At 69.4% G+C, this 23,631-nt stretch carries 20 protein-coding genes; 14 read left to right on the forward strand and 6 right to left on the reverse strand.

The window, feature by feature from the left end:
- Window positions 1-88 precede the first annotated feature (88 nt).
- Together ABZX12_RS32965 and ABZX12_RS32970 are read right to left on the reverse strand one after the other, a co-directional pair.
- Window positions 89-814 (reverse strand): isocitrate lyase/phosphoenolpyruvate mutase family protein, encoded by a 726-nt coding sequence (locus ABZX12_RS32965; RefSeq protein WP_355699363.1) that lies wholly within the window; start codon window positions 812-814, stop codon window positions 89-91.
- Window positions 811-1,107 carry an antibiotic biosynthesis monooxygenase gene (locus ABZX12_RS32970; protein WP_355699364.1) on the reverse strand — a complete coding sequence of 99 codons (297 nt, stop codon included), beginning with the start codon at window positions 1,105-1,107 and terminating at the stop codon, window positions 811-813. Before ABZX12_RS32970 ends, ABZX12_RS32965 begins: the two co-directional genes overlap by 4 nt.
- Before the next feature lie 169 nt (window positions 1,108-1,276).
- On the opposite strand from ABZX12_RS32970, the gene ABZX12_RS32975 reads away from it, so the two are divergent.
- On the forward strand, window positions 1,277-2,071 hold the full coding sequence (locus tag ABZX12_RS32975) for a methyltransferase domain-containing protein (protein WP_355699365.1): 795 nt from the start codon (window positions 1,277-1,279) through the stop codon (window positions 2,069-2,071).
- A gap of 11 nt (window positions 2,072-2,082) precedes the next feature.
- Here the strand turns inward: ABZX12_RS32975 and ABZX12_RS32980 are convergent, their stop codons facing one another.
- Both ABZX12_RS32980 and ABZX12_RS32985 read right to left on the reverse strand, forming a co-directional pair.
- Window positions 2,083-2,892, reverse strand: a complete 810-nt coding sequence (locus ABZX12_RS32980; protein WP_355699366.1) for a TrmH family RNA methyltransferase — start codon at window positions 2,890-2,892, stop codon at window positions 2,083-2,085.
- A gap of 1 nt (window position 2,893) precedes the next feature.
- The gene (locus ABZX12_RS32985) at window positions 2,894-3,949 is read right to left on the reverse strand and encodes a LacI family DNA-binding transcriptional regulator (protein WP_355699367.1); all 1,056 of its coding nucleotides are present in this window, start codon (window positions 3,947-3,949) and stop codon (window positions 2,894-2,896) included.
- A 249-nt stretch (window positions 3,950-4,198) separates the two neighbouring features.
- Here ABZX12_RS32985 and ABZX12_RS32990 point away from each other — a divergent pair, with 249 nt between their 5' ends.
- The 11 genes from ABZX12_RS32990 to ABZX12_RS33040 all read left to right on the forward strand — a co-directional run bounded on the left by ABZX12_RS32990 (window position 4,199) and on the right by ABZX12_RS33040 (window position 17,998).
- Window positions 4,199-5,485: an ABC transporter substrate-binding protein gene (locus ABZX12_RS32990; protein ID WP_355699368.1), complete on the forward strand. Its 1,287-nt coding sequence runs from the start codon at window positions 4,199-4,201 to the stop codon at window positions 5,483-5,485.
- Window positions 5,482-6,435 (forward strand): sugar ABC transporter permease, encoded by a 954-nt coding sequence (locus ABZX12_RS32995; RefSeq protein WP_355699369.1) that lies wholly within the window; start codon window positions 5,482-5,484, stop codon window positions 6,433-6,435. The genes ABZX12_RS32990 and ABZX12_RS32995 overlap by 4 nt, the downstream gene beginning before the upstream one ends.
- Entirely contained in the window at window positions 6,422-7,303 is an 882-nt protein-coding gene (locus ABZX12_RS33000) for a carbohydrate ABC transporter permease (RefSeq protein WP_355699370.1), read from the forward strand. Before ABZX12_RS32995 ends, ABZX12_RS33000 begins: the two co-directional genes overlap by 14 nt.
- A 23-nt stretch (window positions 7,304-7,326) precedes the next feature.
- Window positions 7,327-8,091: an SDR family oxidoreductase gene (locus tag ABZX12_RS33005; RefSeq protein ID WP_355699371.1), complete on the forward strand. Its 765-nt coding sequence runs from the start codon at window positions 7,327-7,329 to the stop codon at window positions 8,089-8,091.
- A complete protein-coding gene (locus ABZX12_RS33010) occupies window positions 8,079-9,806 on the forward strand; it encodes a heparinase II/III family protein (RefSeq protein WP_355699372.1) in 1,728 nt (575 codons plus the stop codon). The genes ABZX12_RS33005 and ABZX12_RS33010 overlap by 13 nt, the downstream gene beginning before the upstream one ends.
- Window positions 9,806-11,740 carry a hypothetical protein gene (locus ABZX12_RS33015; protein WP_355699373.1) on the forward strand — a complete coding sequence of 645 codons (1,935 nt, stop codon included), beginning with the start codon at window positions 9,806-9,808 and terminating at the stop codon, window positions 11,738-11,740. Before ABZX12_RS33010 ends, ABZX12_RS33015 begins: the two co-directional genes overlap by 1 nt.
- On the forward strand, window positions 11,737-12,321 hold the full coding sequence (locus ABZX12_RS33020) for a DUF624 domain-containing protein (RefSeq protein WP_355699374.1): 585 nt from the start codon (window positions 11,737-11,739) through the stop codon (window positions 12,319-12,321). Before ABZX12_RS33015 ends, ABZX12_RS33020 begins: the two co-directional genes overlap by 4 nt.
- A 29-nt stretch (window positions 12,322-12,350) precedes the next feature.
- Complete coding sequence (locus tag ABZX12_RS33025; protein WP_355699375.1) at window positions 12,351-13,403, forward strand: right-handed parallel beta-helix repeat-containing protein; 1,053 nt, start codon at window positions 12,351-12,353, stop codon at window positions 13,401-13,403.
- A 197-nt stretch (window positions 13,404-13,600) separates the two neighbouring features.
- A complete protein-coding gene (locus tag ABZX12_RS33030; protein WP_355699376.1) occupies window positions 13,601-14,632 on the forward strand; it encodes a GDSL-type esterase/lipase family protein in 1,032 nt (343 codons plus the stop codon).
- A gap of 12 nt (window positions 14,633-14,644) precedes the next feature.
- Entirely contained in the window at window positions 14,645-16,954 is a 2,310-nt protein-coding gene (locus ABZX12_RS33035; RefSeq protein ID WP_355699377.1) for a polysaccharide lyase 8 family protein, read from the forward strand.
- 63 nt (window positions 16,955-17,017) lie between these two features.
- Window positions 17,018-17,998 (forward strand): acetylxylan esterase, encoded by a 981-nt coding sequence (locus tag ABZX12_RS33040; protein WP_355699378.1) that lies wholly within the window; start codon window positions 17,018-17,020, stop codon window positions 17,996-17,998.
- Here ABZX12_RS33040 and ABZX12_RS33045 read toward each other — a convergent pair.
- Together ABZX12_RS33045 and ABZX12_RS33050 are read right to left on the reverse strand one after the other, a co-directional pair.
- Window positions 17,961-19,148, reverse strand: coding sequence for a hypothetical protein (locus tag ABZX12_RS33045; protein WP_355699379.1), 1,188 nt, complete (start codon window positions 19,146-19,148; stop codon window positions 17,961-17,963). The two genes, ABZX12_RS33040 and ABZX12_RS33045, sit on opposite strands and share 38 nt — an antisense overlap.
- Before the next feature lie 87 nt (window positions 19,149-19,235).
- Window positions 19,236-20,234, reverse strand: coding sequence for a LacI family DNA-binding transcriptional regulator (locus ABZX12_RS33050; protein ID WP_355699380.1), 999 nt, complete (start codon window positions 20,232-20,234; stop codon window positions 19,236-19,238).
- Between the two features lie 156 nt (window positions 20,235-20,390).
- Here ABZX12_RS33050 and ABZX12_RS33055 point away from each other — a divergent pair, with 156 nt between their 5' ends.
- Both ABZX12_RS33055 and ABZX12_RS33060 read left to right on the forward strand, forming a co-directional pair.
- Window positions 20,391-22,247, forward strand: a complete 1,857-nt coding sequence (locus tag ABZX12_RS33055) for a beta-L-arabinofuranosidase domain-containing protein (RefSeq protein ID WP_355699381.1) — start codon at window positions 20,391-20,393, stop codon at window positions 22,245-22,247.
- A 1-nt stretch (window position 22,248) separates the two neighbouring features.
- Window positions 22,249-23,571, forward strand: coding sequence for an extracellular solute-binding protein (locus ABZX12_RS33060; protein WP_355699382.1), 1,323 nt, complete (start codon window positions 22,249-22,251; stop codon window positions 23,569-23,571).
- Window positions 23,572-23,631 lie beyond the last annotated feature (60 nt).

Here is a 23,631-nt window from a genome sequence, read left to right on the forward strand (position 1 = left end):
GATGCGCCGCATCGAGACCTTCGCTCCCGCACGCCGAGCTACCGCACCGAGCACCTCCTCGCGACGGCGCTGGATTATCAGACATGCCCTAGGTCATTCCCCCATAGGTGCCACTGGTCAGCAGCTCCTTGGCCGCGGCCGTCGCGAGTGCGTACGCCGCGCTGGTGATCGCCGGTCCGACGCTGATCCGCGCCACGCCGGCCTCCGCGAGTTCGGCGACCGACGGCGCCCCGGGGCCGGCCATCACGTTGAGCGGCAGCGGCGAGTCCCGGACGAGTCCGGCGATCGTCGGCAGATCGACCACGCCCGGTACGAACAGCACGTCCGCGCCGGCGTCGGCGTACAGCTTCGCGCGCTCGATCGTTCCGGTCCGGTCTCCGAACAGGTACGTATCGGTCCGTGCGTTGATCACCAGGCCGGCGTCGACGGCGCGGGCCGCCTTGATCCGCGCGGCGTGCGCCTCCGGTTCGTCGAGGACCCGTTCGGTGCTGTCCTCGAGGTTGATGCCGACGGCACCTGCTTGGAGCACCGCGGCGACAGTGCCCGCGACGTCGCCGTACCCGGCCTCGATGTCGACCGTCACCGGCACCGAGACCGCCGCGCACACCGCGCGGATCATCGTGAGCGCTGCTGACTGCGTCAGCTCGCCCGCGTCGTCGACGCCGAATGCCCAGGCGACACCTGTGCTCGTCGTCGCGATCGCCGTGGCGCCCGCGGCCTCGATCGCCCGCGCCGAGCCGGCGTCCCAGGCGTTCGGCAGCACCAGCGGCGGCTGCCCGTGCAGTTCCCGCAACCGCAGCGCCAGGTCGTTCACAGGCTGACCAGCAGTTCGTGGTCGACCTCGACGAACTCGACGATCAGGTCGGCGAACCGGCCCGCGATCAGTTCCTTGTACGCCGCCGACCCGGTGTGCGCTTCGTACGCTGCCCGGTCCGCGAAGTGCTCGACGAACAACAGGTAGTCCGGGGTCGCCGGGTCGCGGTACACCCGGAACGACAGCGTGCCCTCCTCGGCGCCTGGCCCCTTCGGCGCGAACTCCTGCACGATCGCCTCGGCAGCCGCCTGGTTGCCGTCCTTCAGCTTGATCGGAAACACCTTTGCCAGCATCGGATTCCTCCCTTGGGTTGCGAAGTACTGCAAGGTTCGCGCGTCCGGGGCGCTCCGGTCTGGCCATATTCGGTCATGAACGTCGTCTCGAATCACAAGACGATATGTCTCATTTAGCAAGATTCTCGATTAGCGTGGGATGCGATCGGCGAAGGCGAAGGAGCCTGGCATGAACAACGTGTACACCCACGGGCATCACGAGTCGGTGCTGCGGTCGCACAGTTGGCGGACCGCGGCGAACTCTGCTGGCTATCTGCTTGCGCATCTGCGGCCCGGGATGTCGCTGCTCGACGTCGGCGCCGGTCCCGGCACGATCACCGCCGACCTCGCCCGCCTGGTCGGGCCCGGCCGCACGACGGCGCTGGAGGCGAACGCCGCCGCGCTCGACATCACCAGGGCGGCGTTCGAGAACCTGGATCTCGACGTCGAGTTCGTCGTCGGCGACGTGCACGCACTGGACCTGCCCGACGACACGTACGACGTCGTCCACGCGCACCAGGTCCTGCAGCACGTGGCCGATCCGGTGCAGGCGCTGCGGGAGATGCGGCGCGTCTGCAAGCCCGGCGGCCTCGTCGCGGTCCGCGACTCCGACTATCACGGGTTCGTCTGGTACCCGCAGCTTCCCGAGCTGGACGAGTGGATGGAGCTGTACCAGCGGATGGCGCGCGCCAACAGCGGCGAACCGGATGCGGGCCGGCGGCTGCTGTCGTGGGCGCTCGCGGCCGGTTTCGACAACGTCGAGGCGACCACGTCGACCTGGGCGTTCACCAACCCCGCGGACCGTGCGTTCTGGGGCGGCATGTGGGCGGACCGGATCCTGCAGTCGGCGCTCGCGGACCAGGCACGCGCATCCGGCGTACCGGAAGCAACGCTGACCGCGATCTCAGCGGCCTGGCGAACCTGGACGGACACGCCCGACGCCACGATCTCGATCCTGCACGGCGAGATCCTCTGCAGGGCGTGACACCACCGGCTCTAGCGGGTGCGGCGCTGGCGGGAGATCTCGTAGAGGACGGCGGTCGCGGCGTTGGCGGCGTTGAGCGAGCTCGCGGATCCGGTGATCGGGATCCGGACCAGGTGATCGGCGGCGTCCTTCCACGCCGTACTCAGGCCGGCGGTCTCGTTCCCGATCAGCAGCAGCACCGGTTGGGTGAAGTCGAAGGCGTCCACGTCGGTCGGCCCGTGCTCGTCGGTGCCGACCACGGCGACGGGCACCGCGGACCGGCGTACCCAGTCGAGGACCTCGCGATGCGACGGCGCGCGGACGGCGGGGACCGCGAACAGCGATCCCGTCGTCGCGCGCACCGCCTTCGGGTCGTAGACGTCGGCGGCGTGTCCCGTGACGATCACGCCGTCGGCCCCGAACGCGTCGGCGGACCGGATGATCGACCCGATGTTCCCCGGTCCGGTCGGCCGGTCGAAGACGACGCCGAGGAACTCCGGCCCGACCGGGATCCGCTGGAGATCGTCGGCCGGCAGTTCCAGTACGGCGATCAGCTCGGGATCGTCCTTCTCGCCGAGCTCGGCCAGCAGCTCCGGCGCCATCGCGACCCGCTCGACGTCCGGCAGCCGGCGGAGCAGGTCCGAAGCCCAGCGGGACAACGGGCGGGACGCGTCGGTGATGACCGTGCGCACCGGCCAGCCGTTGTCGACGGCAACCGATATCGGCCGGACGCCCTGCACCAGGAACTCGCCGGACCGCTGGCGCTTGGTGCGATTGGTCAGCGATGCCTGCCACACCTGGAACCGGGCATTCCGCGACGAGATCCGTTGCACCGGGCTCATTTTACGACGGCGTCCGCTCCGCCGGCGGCGCGGTCGACTCGCGCACGATCAGCTCCGGACGGAACAGCAACGACTGGCCCTGTGTCGGGCCGGAGTCGTCGAGCCGGGACCGGAGCTGGGTGAAGGCGGCCGCGGCCATCTCCTTCATCGGCTGCCGGACCGTGGTCAGCGTCGGCGCGTACAGGTCCGCGAGCACGATGTCGTCGAACCCGACCACCGAGACGTCCTTGCCCACCTCGAGCCCGCCGTCGCGCAGCCCGCGGCAGACGCCGAGCGCGCACATGTCGTTGATCGCGACGATCCCGGTCGGCGGCTCCTCCAGCGCCAGCAGCTCGGCCGCGGCGGCGCGGCCCAGCTCGGACGCCTCGACGTCACCGAAGTCGTCCGCGTCGCCCTTGACCGGAGCGCGCACAGACGTGGCCGGATCGATCCCCGCCTGCTCGAGAGCGGCCGTGAACCCGCGGTACCGCTCCTTGCGGTTGACGCTGGCCAGCGCGCCGGACACGAACGCGAGCCGGCGGTGCCCGAGATCGGTGAGGTGCTGCGCGGCGAGCTGGCTGCCGATCGCGTTGTCGACGCTGATGCTGACCAGCGACGCCGGGTCCCCGGCCTGCGAAGTCCGGTCGAACGCGACGAGCTGCAGCCCGCGCTCGACGAGCGGCATCACGTGCTCGAGCGACGGCAGCGACGAGCACAGCACGACGCCGTGGACGCCGTCGGCCCACAACTCGTCGACGTAGTCGCGCTCCCGCCGCGGATCGCGCTCGGAGTTGCAGAGCAGCACGTGGTACCCCTCGGCCAGCGCCGCGGACTCCAGGTGCCGCGCGAGCGCACCCCAGAACGGGTTGCCCACCGACGGGACGACCAGTCCGATCGTGGTGTTCCGGCCGGTCCGCAGTTGCCGGGCGGCCCGGTTCGGCCGGTAGCCGAGCTTGTCGATCGCGCGCTCGATCCGCTGCCGGGTCTCGGGCAGCATCCGGTGGTTGCGCCCGTTGAGCAGGTTCGACACCGTGCTCGGCGAGACGCCCGCCTCGGTCGCGACCTGCTGGATCGTCACCTCGCCAGTTCTCAATTCACCGCCCACCCGCGCATTCTGTCACCCCGTGGTGCTGCCGTATCGCAGTGCAACGATGCATCACGAGTCGCCGAAAGTCCAGTAACAGCTCGTCGGCATCCACCTCTTGACGTGGCGCGAAATCCGTTCCTAGCATGCGGTGCATCGTTGCACCAGCCGCGCACAGTTGCGCCGCTCCGGCTGGTAGATCGTTGCACCACTCCTCTTCCGCAGCATCACGAAAGGCGCGCCATGGAGTACACCCGCAGATCAGTCCTGACCGCCCTCGGGCTCGGCGCCGTCGCCGCGGCCACCGGGTGCTCCGCGTCGGGCGGCACCACCCAGGCGGCCGCCGACGGGCCCGTCGAAGGCGAGATCAGCCTGCTCACCCCGCTGTTCGAGGGCAGCACCGGCAAGACGCTGCTCGAGGGCAAGCTGCTGCCGGCGTTCAAGCAGAAGAACCCGAACGTCACGGTCAAGGTCGACTACACGACCTACAGCGCCCTGAACGAGAAGATCACCACCAGCCTCGCCGGCGGCCTGATGCCGGACGTCGTGATGCTCGGCGTCGGCTGGATCCCGCCGTTCGCGCACAAGAAGGTGCTCGCGCCGCTGCCCGACGAGCTCGCCAAGCGGTACGACTACGAGGACCGCGTCCTCGAGCCGTCGCGGTTCGACGGCAAGCTGTACGCGTTGCCGATGGTGCTGGACACCCGGATCGTCACCTACCGCAAGGACCTGTTCGCCGAGGCCGGGATCACCGCGCCGCCGAAGGACTGGGCCGAGCTGCGGTCGATGGCCAAGGAACTGGCGCGGACCGATGCCTCCGGCAAACTCACCCGGGTCGGGTTCGACCCGTTCTCGATCGATCTGCGGCAGTGCTGGGAGACGTTCCTGTTCGCCAACGACGGGAACCTGTTCGACGATGCCGGGCAGCAGGTCAGGTTCGACGACGAGCGTGGTGTCGAGGCGCTGCAGCTGTTCCTCGACGTGATCAAGGACAAGTCCGCGGACTACTCGTTCAAGTCGTCGGCCGGTCAGCCGACCACGCTGCAGCAGGGCCGTTCCGCGATGATGATGTCGAACAACTCGCTCTGGGTGCAGCTCAAGAAGCAGAACCCGGAGTTGCTCGCGGAGGACAAGGTCGGCGCGTTCATCCTGGCCAACAAGGTGCCGGCGATGCTGCAGGGCGGCACGATGGTGGCGCGCTCGGCCTCGACCAAGCACGCCGCCGCGGCCCAGGCGCTGGTCGAGTTCATGGGGACGCCGGAATCGATCCTGCCGACCGCGGAACAACGCGGTTCCGTGCCGGGCGTCCAGGACCTGCGGACCTCGGACTACGTGAAGAACAACGGTTTCGTGAAGCTTGCCCTGGACAACATGAGCAAGGCCCGGTCGGAGGGCGGCACGGCGGCCTGGATGGAGATCCGGGAGAAGATCAAGACCACGCTGGAGACCGCCGTGGTCGGCAAGCGGACCGCCAAGGAAGCGATCGACGAGCTCGCGAACCTGAGCAAGGAAGCGATCTCGCGGCTGTGAGCGGAACGATGGTGTCGACCCGGGACCGGGTGCGCGCGGCCGCACCCGGACCGTCCGCAGCCCCGCCGCGGCAGCGGGGGCTGCTGCGCGCCCGCCGCCGCGCCGGTCTGCTGATGGTCGCGCCGGCCGTGCTGCACGCGCTGATCTGGATCGGCATTCCGCTGGTCGCGGCGGTCGTGCTGAGCTTCACGTCGTACGACGTCCTGACGCCGCCGCGGTTCGTCGGGCTGGAAAATTTCCGCGACCTGGTTTCCGACAGCGTTTTCCGGCGCGCCGTGCTGAACACCAGCATCTACACGTTCTTCACCGTTCCGGTGGCGATGGCGATCGCGCTGCTGATCGCGCTGATGCTGAACACCCGGCTGGCCGGGCGGGCGATCTTCCGGACCGCGATCTTCATCCCGCAGGTGACCGCGACGATCGCCGTCGCGCTCGTGTGGCTGTGGATCTACGACCCGCGCAGCGGCCTCGCCAACGCCGTCCTGTCGTTCCTCGGGCTGGACGGCCCGGCCTGGCTGTCCTCGACGGACTGGGCGATGCCGGCCGTGATCGTGGTCGGGATCTGGCAGGGGATCGGCCTGAAGATGCTGATCTACCTGGCGGCGCTGCAGAGCCTGCCGACCGACCTGTACGAGGCGGCGTCGGTGGACGGCGCCTCGAAGGTCCGGCAGTTCTTCAGCCTGACCCTGCCGCTGCTGCGGCCGGCGACGTTCTTCGTCTTCGTCACCTCGGTGATCGGCGCCTTCCAGTCCTTCGACCAGGTCTACATCCTGACCGACGGCGGGCCGGCGAACAGCACGACGATGATGACCTACGAGATCTACAAGTCCGCGTTCCGGGAGTTCCGGATGGGATACGCGTGCGCGCAGAGCCTGGTGTTGTTCGCACTGCTGCTGTTCCTGACCCTGCTGAACCGGCGGATCACCGGAGGCGACCGTGGCACCCGTTGACACCTCGACGCGGGTCCGGACCGGCCGGATCGCGCTGTATCTGACGCTGACCGCGATCTCGTGCGTGATGATCGTGCCGTTCGTCTGGATGCTGCTGACCTCGGTGAAGACGCCCGGCGACATCGCCGCGGTGCCGCCCCGGTTGTTCCCCACGGAATGGGCTTTCGGAAACTATGCCGATGCGTTGCGGGCGGCGCCGTTCGCGACGTACGCGCGGAACAGTTTCGTGATCGCGTTCAGCCACACCGTGCTGAACGTGCTGATCGCGTCGATGGCCGGGTACGCGCTGGCACGGTTGCGGTTCCGGGGGAGCTCGCTGATCTTCCTCGGGTTCGTCGGGGCGCTGATGATCCCGACGTACACCAAGATCCTGCCGGAGTTCCTGATCGTGCGGTTCATGCCGCTGTTCGGCGGGAACGACATCACGGGGCAGGGCGGCACCGGGTGGCTGGACACCTGGTGGGCGCTGATCATCCCGGGCGCGGTGAGTCCGTTCTCGGTGTTCCTGTTCCGGCAGTTCTACCTGGACCTGCCGGTGGAGCTGGAGGAGGCGGCCCGGCTGGACGGCCTCGGTGAGCTCGGCATCTACGCGCGGATCATGACGCCGCTGGTGAAACCGGCGTTCATCACCGTCGCACTGCTCACCTTCGAGGGGTCGTGGAACAACTTCCTCTGGCCGCTGCTGGTGACCAAGAGCGACAGCTTGCGGGTGATCCAGGTCGGGCTGTCCGTGTTCCGCACCGAGAACGACACCCAGTGGGCGTTCCTGATGGCCGGCACCACGCTGGCCACCGTGCCGATGGTGGTGCTGTTCCTGATCGGGCAGCGCTACTTCGTCCAAGGTTTCGCGACCGCGGGCATCAAATGACAATCGACGGAAGGACTGTTTCTATGACCGGGGAACTGCAGGGGACGCGCGCGCTGGTGACCGGTGCCGGGCACGGCATCGGCCGCGGGATCGCGCTCGGCCTGGCGGCGGCCGGCGCGGACGTGGTGGTGCACTACGGAAAGTCCGCCGACGCGGCCGCGCAGACCGTTTCCGACATCGAGGAACTCGGCCGGAAGGCGATCGCGGTCGGTGCCGACGTGACCTCGACGGCGGAGGTCGACCGGCTGCTCGACGAAACGGTCGGTTTCCTCGGCGGCCTCGACGTGCTGGTCTGCAACGCCGGCCACCTGATCGGGCGGGTCCCGGTCGAGGAGATGACCGACGAGCACTACCAGCAGGTCGTGGACGTGAACCTCGGCGCGACGTTCCGGACCACCCGGGCGGCGATTCCGCACCTCGCGCAGTCGGCGAACCCGCGGATCGTCACGATGGCCTCGCTCGCCGCGCACAACGGCGGCGGTCCCGGCTCGGTGATCTACGCGGCGGCGAAGGCCGGGATCCGCGGGTTCACCAAGGGGCTGGCGAAGGAGCTCGGACCGCGCGGGATCACGGTCAACGCGGTCGCCCCCGGATACATCGCGGACACGGCGTTTCATAACACGTTTTCCACGGCGCAGGCGCAGACGACCATGATCGCGGGGACGCCGATCGGGCGCGCCGGACAGGTGCAGGACGTGGCGAACGCGGTCCGGTTCCTCGCGCTGCCGGCGTCCGGGTACCTGACCGGCATCACCATCGACATCGACGGTGGCACGTGGCCGCGCTGAGTCCGCCGACGGAACGCGGTGGCTGGTGGCACGAGTACGTGTGTCCCGCACACGGTGTCGAGCTGGCGCACGTCGGATTCGAATCCGGAAACTTTCCGGAGGGCGGCGTTCCGTGTTCCTACGGTTGCCGGGTCGACACGCCCGCGGTCCGCGGCGCATGGACGGTCCTCGCCCATCACTTCTGGGCACGGCGGATCCGGCTGCTCTCGTACGACGGCAGCGGCGCCGACCTGCTCACGTCGTACGCGCGGTTGTACCTGGAGCTGACGAAGACGGGGGAGCACGAGCAGGCGCAGGGGTGGATGCAGCGCGGACGGTTGTTCCACCAGGCGCTGACCGATGCGGTGTGGGGCGTGCCGATCGCCCACTCGATCCTGAACCTGGCCGGCCGGGCCGAGCTGGGGGAGACGCTCCCGATGCTCGACGACATGGTCGCCGGAGCTCGCCGGGCCCGCGACGCGATGGTTGCCCAGGACAAGTTCTCGTCGAACTACACCGCGTGGTTCAACGCCCTCGGGACGACCGCGAGTCAGGCGGCCGCCGCTGTTCGGGGCGAGAGCTGGTCCGGCGCCGAGGAGTGGTTGACCGGCGGACGTGGCCAGTTCGCGCACATGGAAGCCGCGACCGGCGAGGACGGCTGGGAGTGGGAAGGAAGCACGTACTACCACGGCTTCGTTCTGCGGGCCTATCTGCTGAGTCTGCGCGGTGCCGATCCGTCATCGGTGCCTGATCGCCTGGAGCGGATGATCGCGGCGCTGGCCTCGATCGCCACCGACGGCGGCATTCTTCCGGCCCTGCACGACGGTCCATATCTCCGGACTCCGTTGGCCTTGGAGTGGCTGGAGATCGCTTCGCTCGCCGGCCAGTTCACCACCGCGTACGACCTGAGCGCTGTTGCGGCCCGGGCGCTGGCGGAGGTCGGCCCCGACCACGACGGCCTCGAGGACAAGCTGACCAACTGGTTCAGCGGGCCACCCCGCACCGCAACCTCAGTCGCTCACGCTGCCCCGGCTGGTGGGTCGTTCCTGGTCAGTTCCTTCTACGCGGTGCTTCGCATGCCCGGTCTTCAGGCGATCCTCGACCATGGTCCGCACGGCGGTTCCCACGGGCACCACGACAAGCTCGCGCTCTACCTGTACGGCGCGACGACGCCGTGGCAGCCCGACCCCGGCCAGGTGCCGTACGGCCAGGCCGAGTGGCGCGCGCACTACAAGTCGGCCACCGCGCACCCGACGATCCGCATCGACGGCCTCGAACCTGCCGAGGCGACCGGCCGGCTGACCTCCGACGCGGAGTCGGTGACGGCCACCGTCGACGGCTGGTACGACGGGGTCCGCGCGACCCGGAAACTCATTTCCGGAAACAGCTACCTGGTGGACGTCGTCCGGGTGACGGCGGATCGCGAGCGCGAGATCGTGCTGCAGTTCCGCCCGGACGTCGACCTGACCGTGCAGGTCGGTCCGGACGCCGTACGGACGACCTGGTCGGGCGACGAGACGCTGTACGGCTACCACCTCGCCGACGCCGTACCGGTGACTCGCCCGGGCCCCGGTCCAGCTGACGATCCGCAGCGGGCCCGGACGTGGCTCGACTGGACCGTTGTCGGCGCGACCGCGACGTACTGCTCCGTCTACTCGACTACGCCGCTCGACGTCCGGCTGGCCGGCGACGTCATCACGGTCGACGGAAACGACCACGCGATCGGAGGACTGTGATGTTCGACGATCGCATCGACGAGGTGCGCGGCGGCCTCGACGGGCGGTACGCCGCTCAGTGGCGGCGGTTGCGTGAGCAGTGCGACTGGTACCGAACGCAGACCCCGCCGACCGAGCACCCGTCCGCGAGCATCACGTACTTCGGCCCGGCCGCCGCCAATCTCGCGCTGGCCTACCGCCTGACCGGCCACGAGGGGTACCGCGTCGAGGCGGAGCGCTGGATCTCGGCCGCGATCGGCTTCCCGCACTGGGGCAAGGCCCACCTCCCGGACCACGACCTCGACGCGGGCTGGCTGTTGCACGGGCTGTCCCTCGCCTACGCCTGGCTGGGCGACGACTTCGCGCTGGCCGGCGACCTGCGCGCCAAGCTCGAGCTCCAGGGGTCGCGGCTGTACGAGTTCGCCGTCGAGACCGAGGGCTCGTGGTGGAGCTCGTCGTACTGGCAGAACCACAACTGGATCTGCTACACCGGACTCGCCGCGGCCGGCTACGCGCTGGGCCGCACCGAATGGACCGAGCGCGCCAAGCGAAACTTCGAGACGGTCGTCGACTTGCTGCCGGCAGACGGGTCCGACATGGAGGGCGTCGTCTACTGGCGGTACGGCGTTCCGTGGCTGGCGACGTACCTGGACATGCTGCAGGATCGGGAAGGCCTCGACTGGTGGCAGCGCTGCCGGTTCCTCGCGAACACGTTTTCCTACCGGCTGCAGCAGTGTGCGCCGGGATTCGAGGAGAACATCGATCACGGCGACTGCCACGACCGGCGCAGCGGACACAGCGTCGCGCTGTACCGGAAACTCGCTTCCGTGTACCGGATCGGCGAAGCGCAGTGGCTGGCGGATCTCGTGTCCGAGCGCTTCTTCTGGCGGGAGGCGTACGCGAGCGGTGTGAAACCCGGCGTGATGCCCGAGGCGTATCTCGAGCTGCTCTGGTACGACGACTCGCTCTCGCCGGTCGATCCCGCGAAGAACGCGCCGCTGTCGGCGTACTTCCCGGACCTCGGCCTGGTCACGGCGCGGACAGGATGGGACGACGAGGCAACGATGGTGTCGTTCAAGGCCGCGCCGGGCGGTGGGCATCAGGCGTGGGAGACATCGCACCGGCTGGACCGCGAGCGCGGCTGGGACACGCTGAGCGCCGGGCATCATCACCCCGACTCGGGATCGTTCGTGCTGATCTCGCGCGGCGCTTTCCTGGCCGTGGACGAGGGATACAGCAATCGCAAGCGCGCGGGCGACCACAACCTGATCCTGGTGGACGGCCTCGGGTACGCCGACGAGGAGCGGTACCACGTCTACAAAGGAATTCCGTACGAGCGCCAGGCGCGTATGGTCGACGTTCACGCGGCCGACGGGACGGCCCACGCCACAGCGCAGATCGCGGCGATGTACCCGCCCGAGCTGGGCATCACCCGACTCGACCGGACCCTCGTCTTCACGCCCGCGGGCCGGCTCGTCCTGCTCGATCGGTGCGCGGCCGAGGCGCCACGCGACTGGACACTGTTGCTGCACGCCGACTGGCCGATCGAGTACGGCGACGAGATCGCGCTGCGGTCGGGGTCTGCGCAAGCCTGGGTCCGGTTGCACACACCGCTGTCCGTGGAGTCCGCCGTCACCGCGGTCGAGGCCAACCCGACGTCCAGCACGCCCAGCCTCCGCCTGACCCGCACCATGCACACGCTCCGGGCCACCGCTCGCCGGACGACGACCGCCACCCTTCTCACGACCATCGAACCCACGTCGGCGCTGCGCCCGGCACCACCGACCGCACGCCGCCTCGACCTCGCCCGCGGCTACGGAGTCGCCTTTGCCGACGAGACCGTGCTGCTCCCGGACGACGAGGGCACAGTCGAGAGCGCCGACAGTCGGCCTGATTGGGCCGGCGTGGGGATCCGCGCGGTCATCGTGACGCCGGACAGGCGGATCACGGTATGACCGGGGGAGGGCTCGGCCGCCGCGCACTCGACTGGCTCGGCTGGATCGCGAGCCCGGCGATGGCCGGTGCGGCCTTCACGATCCTGTGCCTGGGGATCGTGACGTGGCTTCCCGCCCTGGCGGCGGTCGGGTTCGCGCTCAACCGATGGCGCACCGACGGGGACACGCGGTGCTTCAGCGGGGTGTTCGCCGGATGGCGCAGGTACTGGCGCCCGCTGCTCCCGCACTCGGTGCTGATGACCATCGCCGCTTTGATTGCCGCCAGCAACTTGTCGTTCCTGTCCGGTCGTTCCGGACCACTCGTGCTGACGCTGTTCATGATCCACGTCGGCCTGGTCGCCGCCGCGGTCACCTATCACCTCGCGCTCGCGGTCGCCGCGGGCCGCCACCCGTCCGGAACGCCCGCCGATTGGCGTCGTACGGCGTTCCGTCTGGCCTTCACCTCCGTTCCGCGCGGCACCGCACTCCTCGGCGCCGCCGTCGCCGCACCGGTCTTCTCGCTTCCGGTCCCAGCCGGTCCCTTGCTCCTCGGCACCACAGTTCCGGTTCTGGTCGGCCTGCTCGTCGCCGACCACTCATAGGCAGCAACCGCCCATTCAGGAGGACCATCATGTCCAGAGCTGTCCCGATCCTGCTTCTCGGCGCCGCGCTGGCGCTGCCCGCGGTCCCGGCGCACGCCGCGACCGACTACTACGTCGCCACCACCGGGAACGACGCCAACTCGGGTACGTCGACCGGTACGCCGTTCGCAACGATCCAGAAAGCGCTTGACGTCGCTCCCCGCGGCGCGACCGTACACCTTGCCTCCGGCACCTATCTCCAGGATGCGGTGACGATCCGGTCCGGTGTCACGATCACCGGTCCGTCGAGCGCGGTCGTGAAAGGCGCCGGAAACTCGCGCATCCTCCAGGTCCAGCACGACGGCGTGACGCTGGACGGGTTCACGATCGACGGGCTGTTCGGTTCCTCGTCGAGCAAGGACGGATACCGGGACAAGCTCGTGTACGTGATGAGCACGTCGCCTGGTGACGGCGTGGGCACGGTGACGATCCGGAACATGCGGCTGAAGAACGCCGGCGGCGAATGCCTGCGGCTGCGGTACCTGATCACGAACGCCGACGTGCACGACAACACCGTGGGCCCGTGCGGCGTGTACGACTTCACGTTCGGCGACGGCGGGAAGAACGGCGAGGGGATCTACCTCGGCACCGCGCCCGAGCAGCAGGGCGAGAACGGCGCGCCCGACGACCAGCCCGACCGCAGCCGGAACAACCACATCCACGACAACACGATCGCGACGTACGGCAACGAGTGCGTCGACGTGAAGGAGAACTCGACCGCGAACGTGGTCGAGCACAACGACTGCAGCCGGCAGCAGGACCCGAGCTCGGGCGGACTGGACGCACGCGGCAACGGAAACACGTTCCGCTACAACACGATCCACGACAACGTCGGCGCCGGCGTCCGCCTCGGCGGCGACACGGAAACCGACGGTACCGACAACAACGTCTACGGAAACACCATCACGAACAACGCCTCCGGCGGCATCAAGTTCATGCGCACACCCCAGGGCCAGATCTGCGGCAACACGATGTCCGGCAACACCGGCGGAAACTCCGTAGGCATCTACGCCGCCAACTTCAACCCGACAGCGACCTGCTGATGCCCGGGACCCAACACACCCACGAGACCGCCGCTCAGGAGGGCTCGCGTCGGGTGTCGTCAGACGGGACGGCTGGTGGGGTGTCGCGACGCGTTGTTCTTGGTGGGACGGCCGGTGGGGTTCTTGGTGGGTTGGTTGGCGCGGTGGGTGGGGGATCGGCGGCTGCTGCGCCAGGCAGGCAGGGCTCGGGATCGCCGGTGGGAACCTGCGGGCAGTGGGCCGCGAGTTGGGCGACAGCGCAAACTGCTCCGACGCCGACGGACGCCGACGCAAGCGCCGGGTTCACCGACACCACCCTGCGCTACACCCTTCACCTCTCGGCAGGAACAGGTGCCGGCATTCGGCTGCGGTTCGCGAATCCGTTCGGTACGGCGCCTGTAGTGGTCGGACCGGTGGCGGCGAACGGTAAGCCGGTGCTGTTCGGCGGGGAGCCGGGGATCCTGCTCGCGGCCGGCGCGAGTGTGGTGAGTGATCCGGTGGAGGTGGTGGTACCGGACGGCGGGGATCTGGCGGTGAGCATGTATCTGCCAGGCCCCACCGGCCCGCTGAGCTTCCACCGGAACGTGCACGCGACCGGCTCCATCGGCGACCGCCCGACCAACTCCGTGTTCCTGCTCAACGGCGTCGACGTCCCGGCGGCCGGGCGTCGCGTGGTCGCGGTGCTCGGCGATTCGATCACCGAAGGGGTCGGCACGCCGGACAACGCGAATCTCCGCTGGCCGGACCAGTATGCCGCGCGGTTCCGCCGGCGCCCCGCCGTCGCCAACCTCGGAAGCAGCGGAAACCGTGTTCTGCTCGACGACGCCCGCTTCGGCCCCAGCGGGCAGTCCCGTTTCGACCGTGACGTGCTCGGTCTGCCGAACCTCCGGACGCTGGTCGTGTTCCTCGGCATCAACGACATCCAGCAGCCACCCAGCCAGACCGACCCGGCACGGATCCTGCAGGCCTACGACCAGTTGGTACGCCGCGCGCACGATCACGACCTCGAGGTGATCGGCGCGACCATCGGCCCGTTCAAGGGCTGGATCCGTTACACCGAAGCCCTCGACGAGGTCCGCAGCGACGTCAACGCCGTACTCCGGCGAGGCCGCCTCTTCGACGGCCTCCTCGACGTCGACGCGGCGCTCCGCGACCCGGCCGACCCGGCCCGGGTCCGTCCCGACTTCAACAGCGGCGACGGTCTGCACCCCAACGCCGCCGGCGCGAAGGCGATCGCCTTAGCTCTCTGAGAGGACCCACACATGCCTGACCTCACCCTCCGCCGACGTACTGTCCTCGGCGGCATGCTCGGCGGAACAGCGCTCCTCGCCCTCCCCACACCGACCTGGGCCGCCGGGTCCACCGAGGAGCTCCGCCTCCGCTGGCAGACTCTGCTCACCGGCGGCCCGACCGTCGACCCGAGTGATCCGGACCTCGCGGTCGCGATCGCCCGCGTCGACCGCCTGGCCCAGTCCGCGCTCAGCACCCTCGACCGCTCGGCAGGCCGCACGACCCTTTGGCCGGACCTCGCGAGTACAACGCTTTCCAACCACGTCGCGTCGAACTTCCGCCGGATCAAGCAGATCGCGGTGGCCTGGGCCACGAACGGATCGGCGTACCAGGGAAACGCCTCCGTTGCCGACGACATCCGCGGTGCCCTCGACTGGATGTACACCAATCGCTACAGCCCCACACTCCCGCGCTACGACAACGACTACGACTGGGAGATTGGCGGCGCCGCCGCGTTCGCCGACATCCTGGTCCTGCTGTTCGATGCGATCCCGGCGGAAACCCGGACGAAGTACACGGACGCGATCAACCACTACACGCCGGACCCGAACCTGTGGCGCGCCGACCGCCAGATCGCGACCGGTGCGAACCGGGTGTGGATTGCCACCGTGGTGGCGACCCGCGCGGTCCTCGACGGCGACACCGCCGCACTGGTCCGCGTGCGCGACGCGATCAGCGATGTCGAGGGCAGCGGTGCGAACAGCGTACTCGCGTTCAACGACGCCCCCGGCCGGGTCGACGGAACTGGCGAGGGTTTCTACAGCGACGGCTCATTCCTGCAGCACTACAAACACCCGTACAACGGCGGGTACGGCAAGGAACTGCTCGGAACGCTTTCCGCCCTGCTCTACCTGCTCGGCGGCACCGAGTGGACCGTAACCGATCCGGACCTCGAGAACATCTACGGCTGGGTGACCGACGCCTTCGACCCGTTGATGGTGCGAGGTGACCTGATGGGCTCGGTGTGCGGCCGGGAGATCGCCCGGCCCAGCAAACAGAACCACGCCCCGACGCAGACGGTCATCGAAGGCACCCTCCGCCTGATCCCGGCCGCGCCGGCAGACCGTGCCGCGCTGTTGACCGCGCTCGTCAAGCAGTGGATCACCGAAGACACTTTCCGGGATTTCCTGAAGGTCACGGATCCGGCCTCGCTGGTGGCGGCCCGGAACATCCTGGCGTCGCCGGCGCCCGCCCGGGGCCCGCTCGTCCTGCACAAGCAGTACCCGCGGATGGACAAGGTCGCGCATCACCGACCCTCGTTCACGATCGGTCTGAGCGCCTACTCGTCGCGGATCTACAACTACGAGTCGATCCAGACCGAGAACCTGCACGGCTGGCACCTCTCCGACGGCATGGTGCTGCTGTACGACGACGACCTCGGTCACTACTCGGGCGACTACTGGCCGACGGTCGACCCGTACCGGTTGCCAGGGACAACGGTCGACACCCGGCGACTGGCCGACTCCTACGGTTTCCGCAGCACCAGCGAGGCCGATTGGGTGGGCGGCGCCGCGGTTCCGCAGCGGACGATCGGTGCGTACGGCATGGACCTGCGCGGGTACGGGACCGGCCTGCGGGCGCTGAAGAGCTGGTTCCTGATCGACGACGTGATGGTGTGCGTGGGCTCGGACATCACCGGCGACGGCACGGTCGAGACGATCATCGAGAACCGCAAGCTGCGCACCGGGAACGAGACGTTCACCGCGGCACCTGGTTGGTGTCACCTCGAGGGCACCGGGGGCTACGTCTTCCCGGACCGCACGCCGATCCGGACGCTGCGCGAGAACCGGACCGCCACCTGGCGGGAGATCAACCTCAAGTACGGCACCGACACACCCGTCACCCGGCCATACCAAACCGTATGGATTGCCCACGGCGCGGCACCGGTCGCGGAGGGCTACTACTACGTGCAGTTGCCGACCGCGACGCTGGAGGCAACGAAGTCCTTCGCCGGCAAGCTCCCGGTGCAGAAACTGCGAGCCGACTCCACGGCGCATGCGGTCCGGATGAGGAGCGTCCTGGCGACCAACTTCTGGAGCGCCGGCACCGTCGCCGAACTGACCGCCGACGGACCGGCTTCCGTCGTGGTCGCCGGCGGCACGGTCGCGATCTCGGATCCGACCCAGACCCGTCCGTCGGTCACCGTCGACCTCGACACGCCGGATCTCCTGCTGACGAGGACCGACCCCGGCGTCGCGGTCACCCGCCGCGGCCCCGGTTGGCGCATCGTCGTCGACACCGCCGGTCGCCACGGCAACGCCGCCACTGCCTGCTTCCACTGAAGTCCGCTGAAGTCCGCTGAAGTCCGCTGAAGTCCACTGAAGTCCACTGAAAGGAAACACTTGATGCTGGTCGACATGCCACTGGACCGGTTGCGCGAGTACCGGCCGGAGCCGGAGGAACCCGCGGACTTCGACGCGTTCTGGAAGCAGACGCTCGACGACGCCGCCGGACGGCCGATCAACACCCGCTTCGCGCCGTACGACGCACAGCTGGCGACCGTCGAGGTCCAGGACGTGACGTTCAGCGGATGGGGCGGTCAGCCGGTGAAGGCGTGGCTGCTCCTGCCCCGCCACCGCACCGGGCCGTTGCCCGCGGTCGTGCAGTACATCGGGTACAACGGCGGCCGCGGGATTCCGTACGAGTGGCTGACCTGGAGCGCGGCCGGGTACGCGCACCTGATCATGGACAACCGCGGCCAGGGCGGCGGCGGAAAAACCGTTTCGGAAACTCCGGACATCGCGCCGGACGGACACGGATCCTCGGCACCGGGTTTCCTGACCCGCGGAATCGAGGATCCGGCCAAGCACTACTACCGGCGGCTGATCACCGACGCGGTCCGGGCGGTCGATGCCGTGCGGACCAGCCCGGACGTCGACGCCGACCGCGTCGCGGTGATCGGCGGCAGCCAGGGCGGCGGGCTCGCGCTCGCGGTCGCCGGCCTGCGCGCGGACCTGTCCGCGGCAATCGCCGACGTACCGTTCCTGAGTCATTTCCGCCGCGCGTCGCAGATCACCGACAACGGGCCGTACGCCGAGATCGCGCGCTGGCTGAAGGGGCACCGGTTCGGGACCGAGACCGCGATCGGCACGTTGTCGTACTTCGACGCGGTGAACTTCGCCGCCCGGGCGACGTGCCCGGCGTGGTTCTCGGTCGCGCTGATGGACAACATCTGCCCGCCGTCCACGGTGTTCGCGGCCTACCACGCCTACGCGGGGCCGGCGCAGATCGAGGTGTTCACCTACAACGGCCACGAGGGCGGCGCCGAGTACGACCTGCCGCGCAAGCTCAACGCGCTCGCCGGCGTCTTCGGTCGCGATGCCTGAGCCGGAGCGCGCCCCACAGGAGCAACGCCGGTAGCCAGAGCAGCACCAACCAAGGAAGTCGCCACCAGCCGGACTCGCCGTCGAGTTCCGGCTGGGCGGCGGCGACCAGCGGCCGGGCAGACGTCGACCAGGCGAGGAACGCGTCCCCGATCGGCACCGCGCCGAACGCGTACCGCTTCGTCTTCAGCCCGCTGAACGGCAACCCGACCAGCTCGCCCGTCCGCGCCAGCCGTTCGGCGAGCGGGTCGTGGTGAATCCGGGCCGCGCCCAGCGCGACGACCGTCGCGGAAAGACTCATTCCGAACGCCAGCGGCCCGGAGTCCACGTCCCCCTGGCCGCTGGTGCCCTGCGGATACTCGCGGACTCCGAGCCCGTTGACGAACTTGTCCTTGAAGTTCGCGTACTGCGTTCGCGCGAACGCCGGATCGATGTCGACCAGGAACCGCTGGATGATGGCCTGCGACGAGCCCCGCGCGCCGGAAACCTGCGGAACGACCTGATGCGGAAGCAACCCGGTCGCCGGATCCAGCCGGGTCTTCGCCGCCGTCACCCAATTGCGCGCGGCCTGGTCGAAGCGCGGCGCGACCAGCGCGTCGTACAGCCGGAGCGAGGCGATCGCGACGACCGAGTCGACCGGCCAGGCCTGTCCCGGGTAGGCGGCCAGGAACGGCGTCCTAGCGGTCCGGAAAGCGCCGGCGATCTCGACCGAATCGCTGCTGAACGCAGCCCGGTCGGCGGCCTCGGAGCGGCCGAGCGCGATCAGGCCGCCGCGGAGCCAGTTCGTCCAGCCCGCGTAGAAGACGCCGTACCGCGGGTGCAGCGACGCGTCGAACGGAGCGGTCCCGTCCTCGGAGGCGATCCGGTCGAGCGCCCAGCGCACCTCCGCGGTCGCGTGGGCGGAGCGCGCCGGGTCGTCGATGCCGACCTGGACCCAGCTGAGCCCGTACAGCACGTTGAGGAAGAAGAAACCTTCCGGAAACTGTTTCTGCGCGGCCAGGTCCGCGCCACCCTCGAGCTCGGCGCGCAGGAACGCCAACTGCTTCACCACGCCCCGGGCAGGATCGGTCCACGGAAGCACCAGACGCGCGGTCCCCACCCCTGCCACCAGCGTGGCGACGACCGCCACACCGATCACCAGCTTGCGCAGCACCCGGCTCAATCTAGACGGTGACCGGCAACCAACGGCAGTCGACGGATGACCATCCGGAAACGGGACCGCGCGAGGTGTCCGGCGCCGTCACGTGCCGAGCGTCGACTCTCGGGTGATCAGACGGGTGGGCAGGATCAGCTGACCGCGGCGCGGCTCCCCGGCGATGACGTCGAGCAGCAGGTTGGCGGTCCGGCGACCGAGCTCCTCGAGCTCCATGTCGACGGTGGTCAGCGGCGGCCGGCTGGCCAGTGCCATCACGGACCAGTTGTCGAAGCCGGTAACCGCGATGTCGTCGGGCACCGAGCGGCCGAGCTCGCGCAAACGGTCGCAGACGCCGCGGGCGATCTGGTCGCTGCCGCAGGTGATCGCCTCCACCGTCGGCTCGGCCCGGAGCAGCACGTCGACCGCGTGCCGTCCCCAGCGCTCGCTCCACTCGCCGTACAGCGGCTGGCCGACGAAGCCCGCCCGCGCGGCGCCCATCGTCGACGCGGCGCGGATCTGCGCGCTGAGATGCGACTCCGGACCGGTGACGTGGGCGATCCGCTCCCGGCCGAGGGACTGCAGGTGGCGCACGGCCGACGCGGCGCCGCCGTGGTCGTCGACGATCACCGACGTGTCGTCCGGATCGGTCGACGGGCTGAACGCATACACCACCGGGATCGGTACGTCGATCGGCTCGCGCGCCTCGGTCCGGCGACCGGTCACGATGATGCCGTCCACCCGGCGGGAAACCAGCGACTTCAGGTAGTGCTGCTCGCGGAGCGGGTCGTCCCGGGTGTCGCAGAGCACGAGGGCCATCTCGCCGGCGCTCAACGCGTCCTCGGCCCCGAGCATGATCGGTATGCTGAACCGGCCGGAGCTGTCGGTCGTGATCAGGCCGACCGTGAAACTGCGCCCGGACGCGAGCGCGCGGCCGCGGCTGTCGGGCCGGAAACCGAGCTGGTCGGCCGCCCGCCGGACGCGCTCGCGGGTCTCCGCGCGGAGCTGCCCGGTGTCGTTCAGCGCCTTGGACGCCGTGCTCGCCGAGACACCGGCCAGCGCGGCCACGTCCTTGATCCCGGGCATGCGGATGATCCGTGACGCCATGCAGCAACTCCTTTCCGAGGTTTCCGGCACAGTACCGCACGGATCGCGACCGGGCCGGAGTTTATCCACAGGCAGGGGTTGACCTGGCGCGATCGGCTCTCTACCTTCGTCCAGGAAAACGTGTTCCGGATTTTCCTAACTCAGGAGTCACGGTTGATGAGCTCTTCCCCGGAAACTGTCACCACTTCCCGCGCTCCGGCGGCCACCGCCAAGGGCCGCCGGCACCCCCTCGGACTCGGTCAGGTCGCGATCACCGGCGGCTTCTGGGCGCCGCGGCAGGCCCGCAACGGCGCGGACGCGATCCCCAGCGGCCAGGACCAGCTCGAGAAGGCCGGCAACCTGCACAACCTCCGCCTCGCGGCCGGCATCGGCGAGGGCGAGGCGATCGGCCCGGTGTTCGCCGACTCCGACGTCTACAAGTGGCTCGAGGCCGCCGCGTGGGAGTACGGGCGCAACCCCGACGACGACCTGCTCCGGCGCATCCGCGAGCTGACCGCGGTCGTGGCGGCCGCGCAGCGCGACGACGGGTACCTCGACTCGGTCGTCCAGCTCCGGTACGGCGACGAGGGCCGCTACCAGCAACTCGTCTGGAGCCACGAGCACTACTGCGCCGGCCACCTGATCCAGGCCGCCGTCGCACAGGTCCGCTGCACCGGCGACCGGGCGCTGCTCGACGTCGCGACCAAGCTGGCCGACCACCTCGTCGCGACGTTCGGCGACGGCAAGACCGTCGACGTCGACGGCCACCCGGTCATCGAGATGGCCCTGGTCGAGCTTTATCGAGAAACCGGTACGGCGGCGTACCTGGACCTGGCGACGTGGTTCGTCGAGGCCCGCGGCCACGGGATCATCGAGCGGCACGGGCACTCGCCGGCCTACTTCTCCGACCGGGTCCCGGTCCGCGAGGCGACCACGGTCGAGGGCCACTCGGTCCGCGCGGTCTACCTCGCCGCCGGTGCGGCCGACGTCGCGCTGGAGACCGGTGACGCCGAGCTGCTCGACGCGTTGAAGCGGCAGTTCGACCACATGTGGTCAACGAAGACCTACGTCACCGGCGGGCTGGGCGCGCGCTGGGAGGGCGAGGCGTTCGGCGACGAGTACGAGCTGCCGCCGGACCGTGCGTACGCGGAAACCTGTGCGGCAATCGGCGGCATCCAGTGGGCCTGGCGAATGCTGCTCGCGACCGGCGATGCGGCGTACGGCGACGCGATCGAGCGGATGCTGTACAACGGTTTCCTGGCCGGCGTGTCGCTGGGCGGTTCGGAGTACTTCTACGTCAACCCGTTGCAGCTGCGCGGCGCGGCGTACCCGGACACCGGCCGGAGCCCCGCGCACGGGCGGCGCGGCTGGTTCGACTGCGCGTGCTGCCCGCCGAACATCATGCGTACGCTGTCGAGTCTCGACGGCTACCTCGCGACCACCGGCGACGACGCGGTCCAGATCCACCAGTACGCCGCGGGCACGATCACGGCCGGCGACGTGGAGCTGACCGTCGACACGAACTACCCCTGGGACGGCGCGGTCCGCATCACCAGCGCGGCACCGGCGGTGGTCGACCTCCGCATTCCGGCGTGGGCGGAAGGCGCCACTGTCAACGGCGAACGCGTCGAGCCCGGCACCTACGCGCGCGTGACGGCTGCGCAGATCGACCTCCAGCTGCCACTGGAGACCAGGGTCGTCGGGGCGGATCCTCGGATCGACGCGGTGCGTGGTTGCGTCGCGCTGGAGCGCGGTCCGCTGGTGTACGCCGTCGAGCAGGCGGACAACGACGCGAACGTCGACGATCTGCATCTGGTCCCCGAGGCGCCTGTCGCCGAGAGCACGAATCTCCTGGACGGCGTGACGGTGCTGAAGGCCAAGGGACGCGCAGGCACAGGTCATCGGCCCGGCTGGTCGTTCGAGGTCGGTGCCGAAGACTCGATCGGGGACGAGGTCGAGGTGACGGCGATCCCGTACTACGCGTGGGCTAACCGGGAGATCGGTGCCATGCGTGTCTGGCTGCCCAGGGCCTGACGTGTTCACCCGGCGGAAGTTCCTCGGCGTGTCGGCCGCTGCGGCGGCCGGCATGACGGGGGCCGGTCTGACGTCGAGCTGCAGCTCGGTCCTGCCCGCACCCGACGTCCAGGCGGCGGGTTTCGGGCAGGACGCCACCGGCACCGTGCAGGTGTGGTGCCGGGCGGCGACGCAGAGCGGCCTGACCGAGCTGGTGAAGAAGTTCAACGCGTCGCAGGACCGGCTCACCGTCGAGCTGACACCGGTCCTGGACGCCCAGTACGTGACCAAGCTGGCGACCGCGATCCGCGGCCGGAGTGTGCCGGACCTGGTCGACATCGACGACATCAACTCGATGCTGTTCATCTACCGCGACGCGTTCACCGATCTCACCGAACCGCTCGCCGCCCTGGACTTCCGGGACAAGCTCAGCCCGGGCCACCTGCGGCTGGCGACCAAGGACGACCGGGTGTACGGCGTTCCGTACCTGGCCGACAACTCGATGTTCTGGTTCAACACCGAGCTGTGCGGCCGGGCGGGCGTCGACCCGGACCAGGCCGTCAAGTCGTTCGGAAACCTGCTCGACGCGGCACGGAAATTCCGGAAACTCGGCGACGACGTCTACGCGTGGAGTTTCCCGGCGAACAGTCCGGGCGCCCTCGGGTTCGTCGTCCAGCCGATGGTGTGGGCGGCGGACACGGACCTGATCCAGGGCACGATCCCGGACCAGTCCGGACACATCGTCGGAAACGACGCGGTCACCCAGATGCTCGAGCTGCACCGGCAGCTGTGGGTCGACGGCTTGGTGCCCAGGGCAAACTTCTCCGACGACGCGTCGCGCTGGGGCAGCGATTTCCGGGCCGGCAAGGTCGGCATCTTCCCGTCCAACTACAGCGTGGTCGTCTCGGCGTCCGACAAGGCGTTCCACGAGACGGTCACGCCGCGGCTGCTGTCCGGCCCCGACGGCGGCGCCGCGTTCTTCGACGGCGGCGACAACATGTGCATCCCGCGCGGTGCCCGGAACGCGTCCGGCGCGTGGGAGTTCGTCCGGTTCGCGCTGGACCTGCCGCAGCAGATCGACCTGCCGGCCGGCGGCTACACACCGGTGCGGTCGGATGCCCGGACCCCGGAGTTCGCGGAGAAGTACCCGTTGGCGACGCTGCCGCTGGAACGGATCCAGGAGGGCTACGCGCCGACCACCCTGTCCTACAACCTCCTCTACAACCAGCCGGACGGGCCGTGGCTGCAGATGTTCCGCCGCGCCGTGTTCGACGGCGAGCTGGAGGCCGCCATGAAGGAAGCACAGCAGAACTACGACCGCATCCTCCGTCAGGGGCAGGTATGAACGAGCGCAGCGAGTTCATCATCAGACACTGCGTACCTTGGGCCTCGTCGGCGCCCGGAG

Origin of the sequence: Kribbella sp. NPDC003505, from assembly GCF_040610875.1 — a bacterium.
GTDB lineage: Bacteria > Actinomycetota > Actinomycetes > Propionibacteriales > Kribbellaceae > Kribbella.

Bases quoted from the DNA above. Each gene is read 5' to 3' on its own strand.
- ABZX12_RS33025 (WP_355699375.1), top strand. From the start codon at position 12,351: ATGTCCAGAGCTGTCCCGATCCTGCTTCTCGGCGCCGCGCTGGCGCTG.
- ABZX12_RS33020 (WP_355699374.1), top strand. From the start codon at position 11,737: ATGACCGGGGGAGGGCTCGGCCGCCGCGCACTCGACTGGCTCGGCTGG.
- ABZX12_RS32980 (WP_355699366.1), bottom strand. From the start codon at position 2,892: ATGAGCCCGGTGCAACGGATCTCGTCGCGGAATGCCCGGTTCCAGGTG.
- ABZX12_RS33005 (WP_355699371.1), top strand. From the start codon at position 7,327: ATGACCGGGGAACTGCAGGGGACGCGCGCGCTGGTGACCGGTGCCGGG.
- ABZX12_RS32975 (WP_355699365.1), top strand. From the start codon at position 1,277: ATGAACAACGTGTACACCCACGGGCATCACGAGTCGGTGCTGCGGTCG.
- ABZX12_RS33050 (WP_355699380.1), bottom strand. From the start codon at position 20,234: ATGGCGTCACGGATCATCCGCATGCCCGGGATCAAGGACGTGGCCGCG.
- ABZX12_RS32970 (WP_355699364.1), bottom strand. From the start codon at position 1,107: ATGCTGGCAAAGGTGTTTCCGATCAAGCTGAAGGACGGCAACCAGGCG.
- ABZX12_RS33035 (WP_355699377.1), top strand. From the start codon at position 14,645: ATGCCTGACCTCACCCTCCGCCGACGTACTGTCCTCGGCGGCATGCTC.
- ABZX12_RS33015 (WP_355699373.1), top strand. From the start codon at position 9,806: ATGTTCGACGATCGCATCGACGAGGTGCGCGGCGGCCTCGACGGGCGG.
- ABZX12_RS32990 (WP_355699368.1), top strand. From the start codon at position 4,199: ATGGAGTACACCCGCAGATCAGTCCTGACCGCCCTCGGGCTCGGCGCC.
- ABZX12_RS33055 (WP_355699381.1), top strand. From the start codon at position 20,391: ATGAGCTCTTCCCCGGAAACTGTCACCACTTCCCGCGCTCCGGCGGCC.
- ABZX12_RS33040 (WP_355699378.1), top strand. From the start codon at position 17,018: ATGCTGGTCGACATGCCACTGGACCGGTTGCGCGAGTACCGGCCGGAG.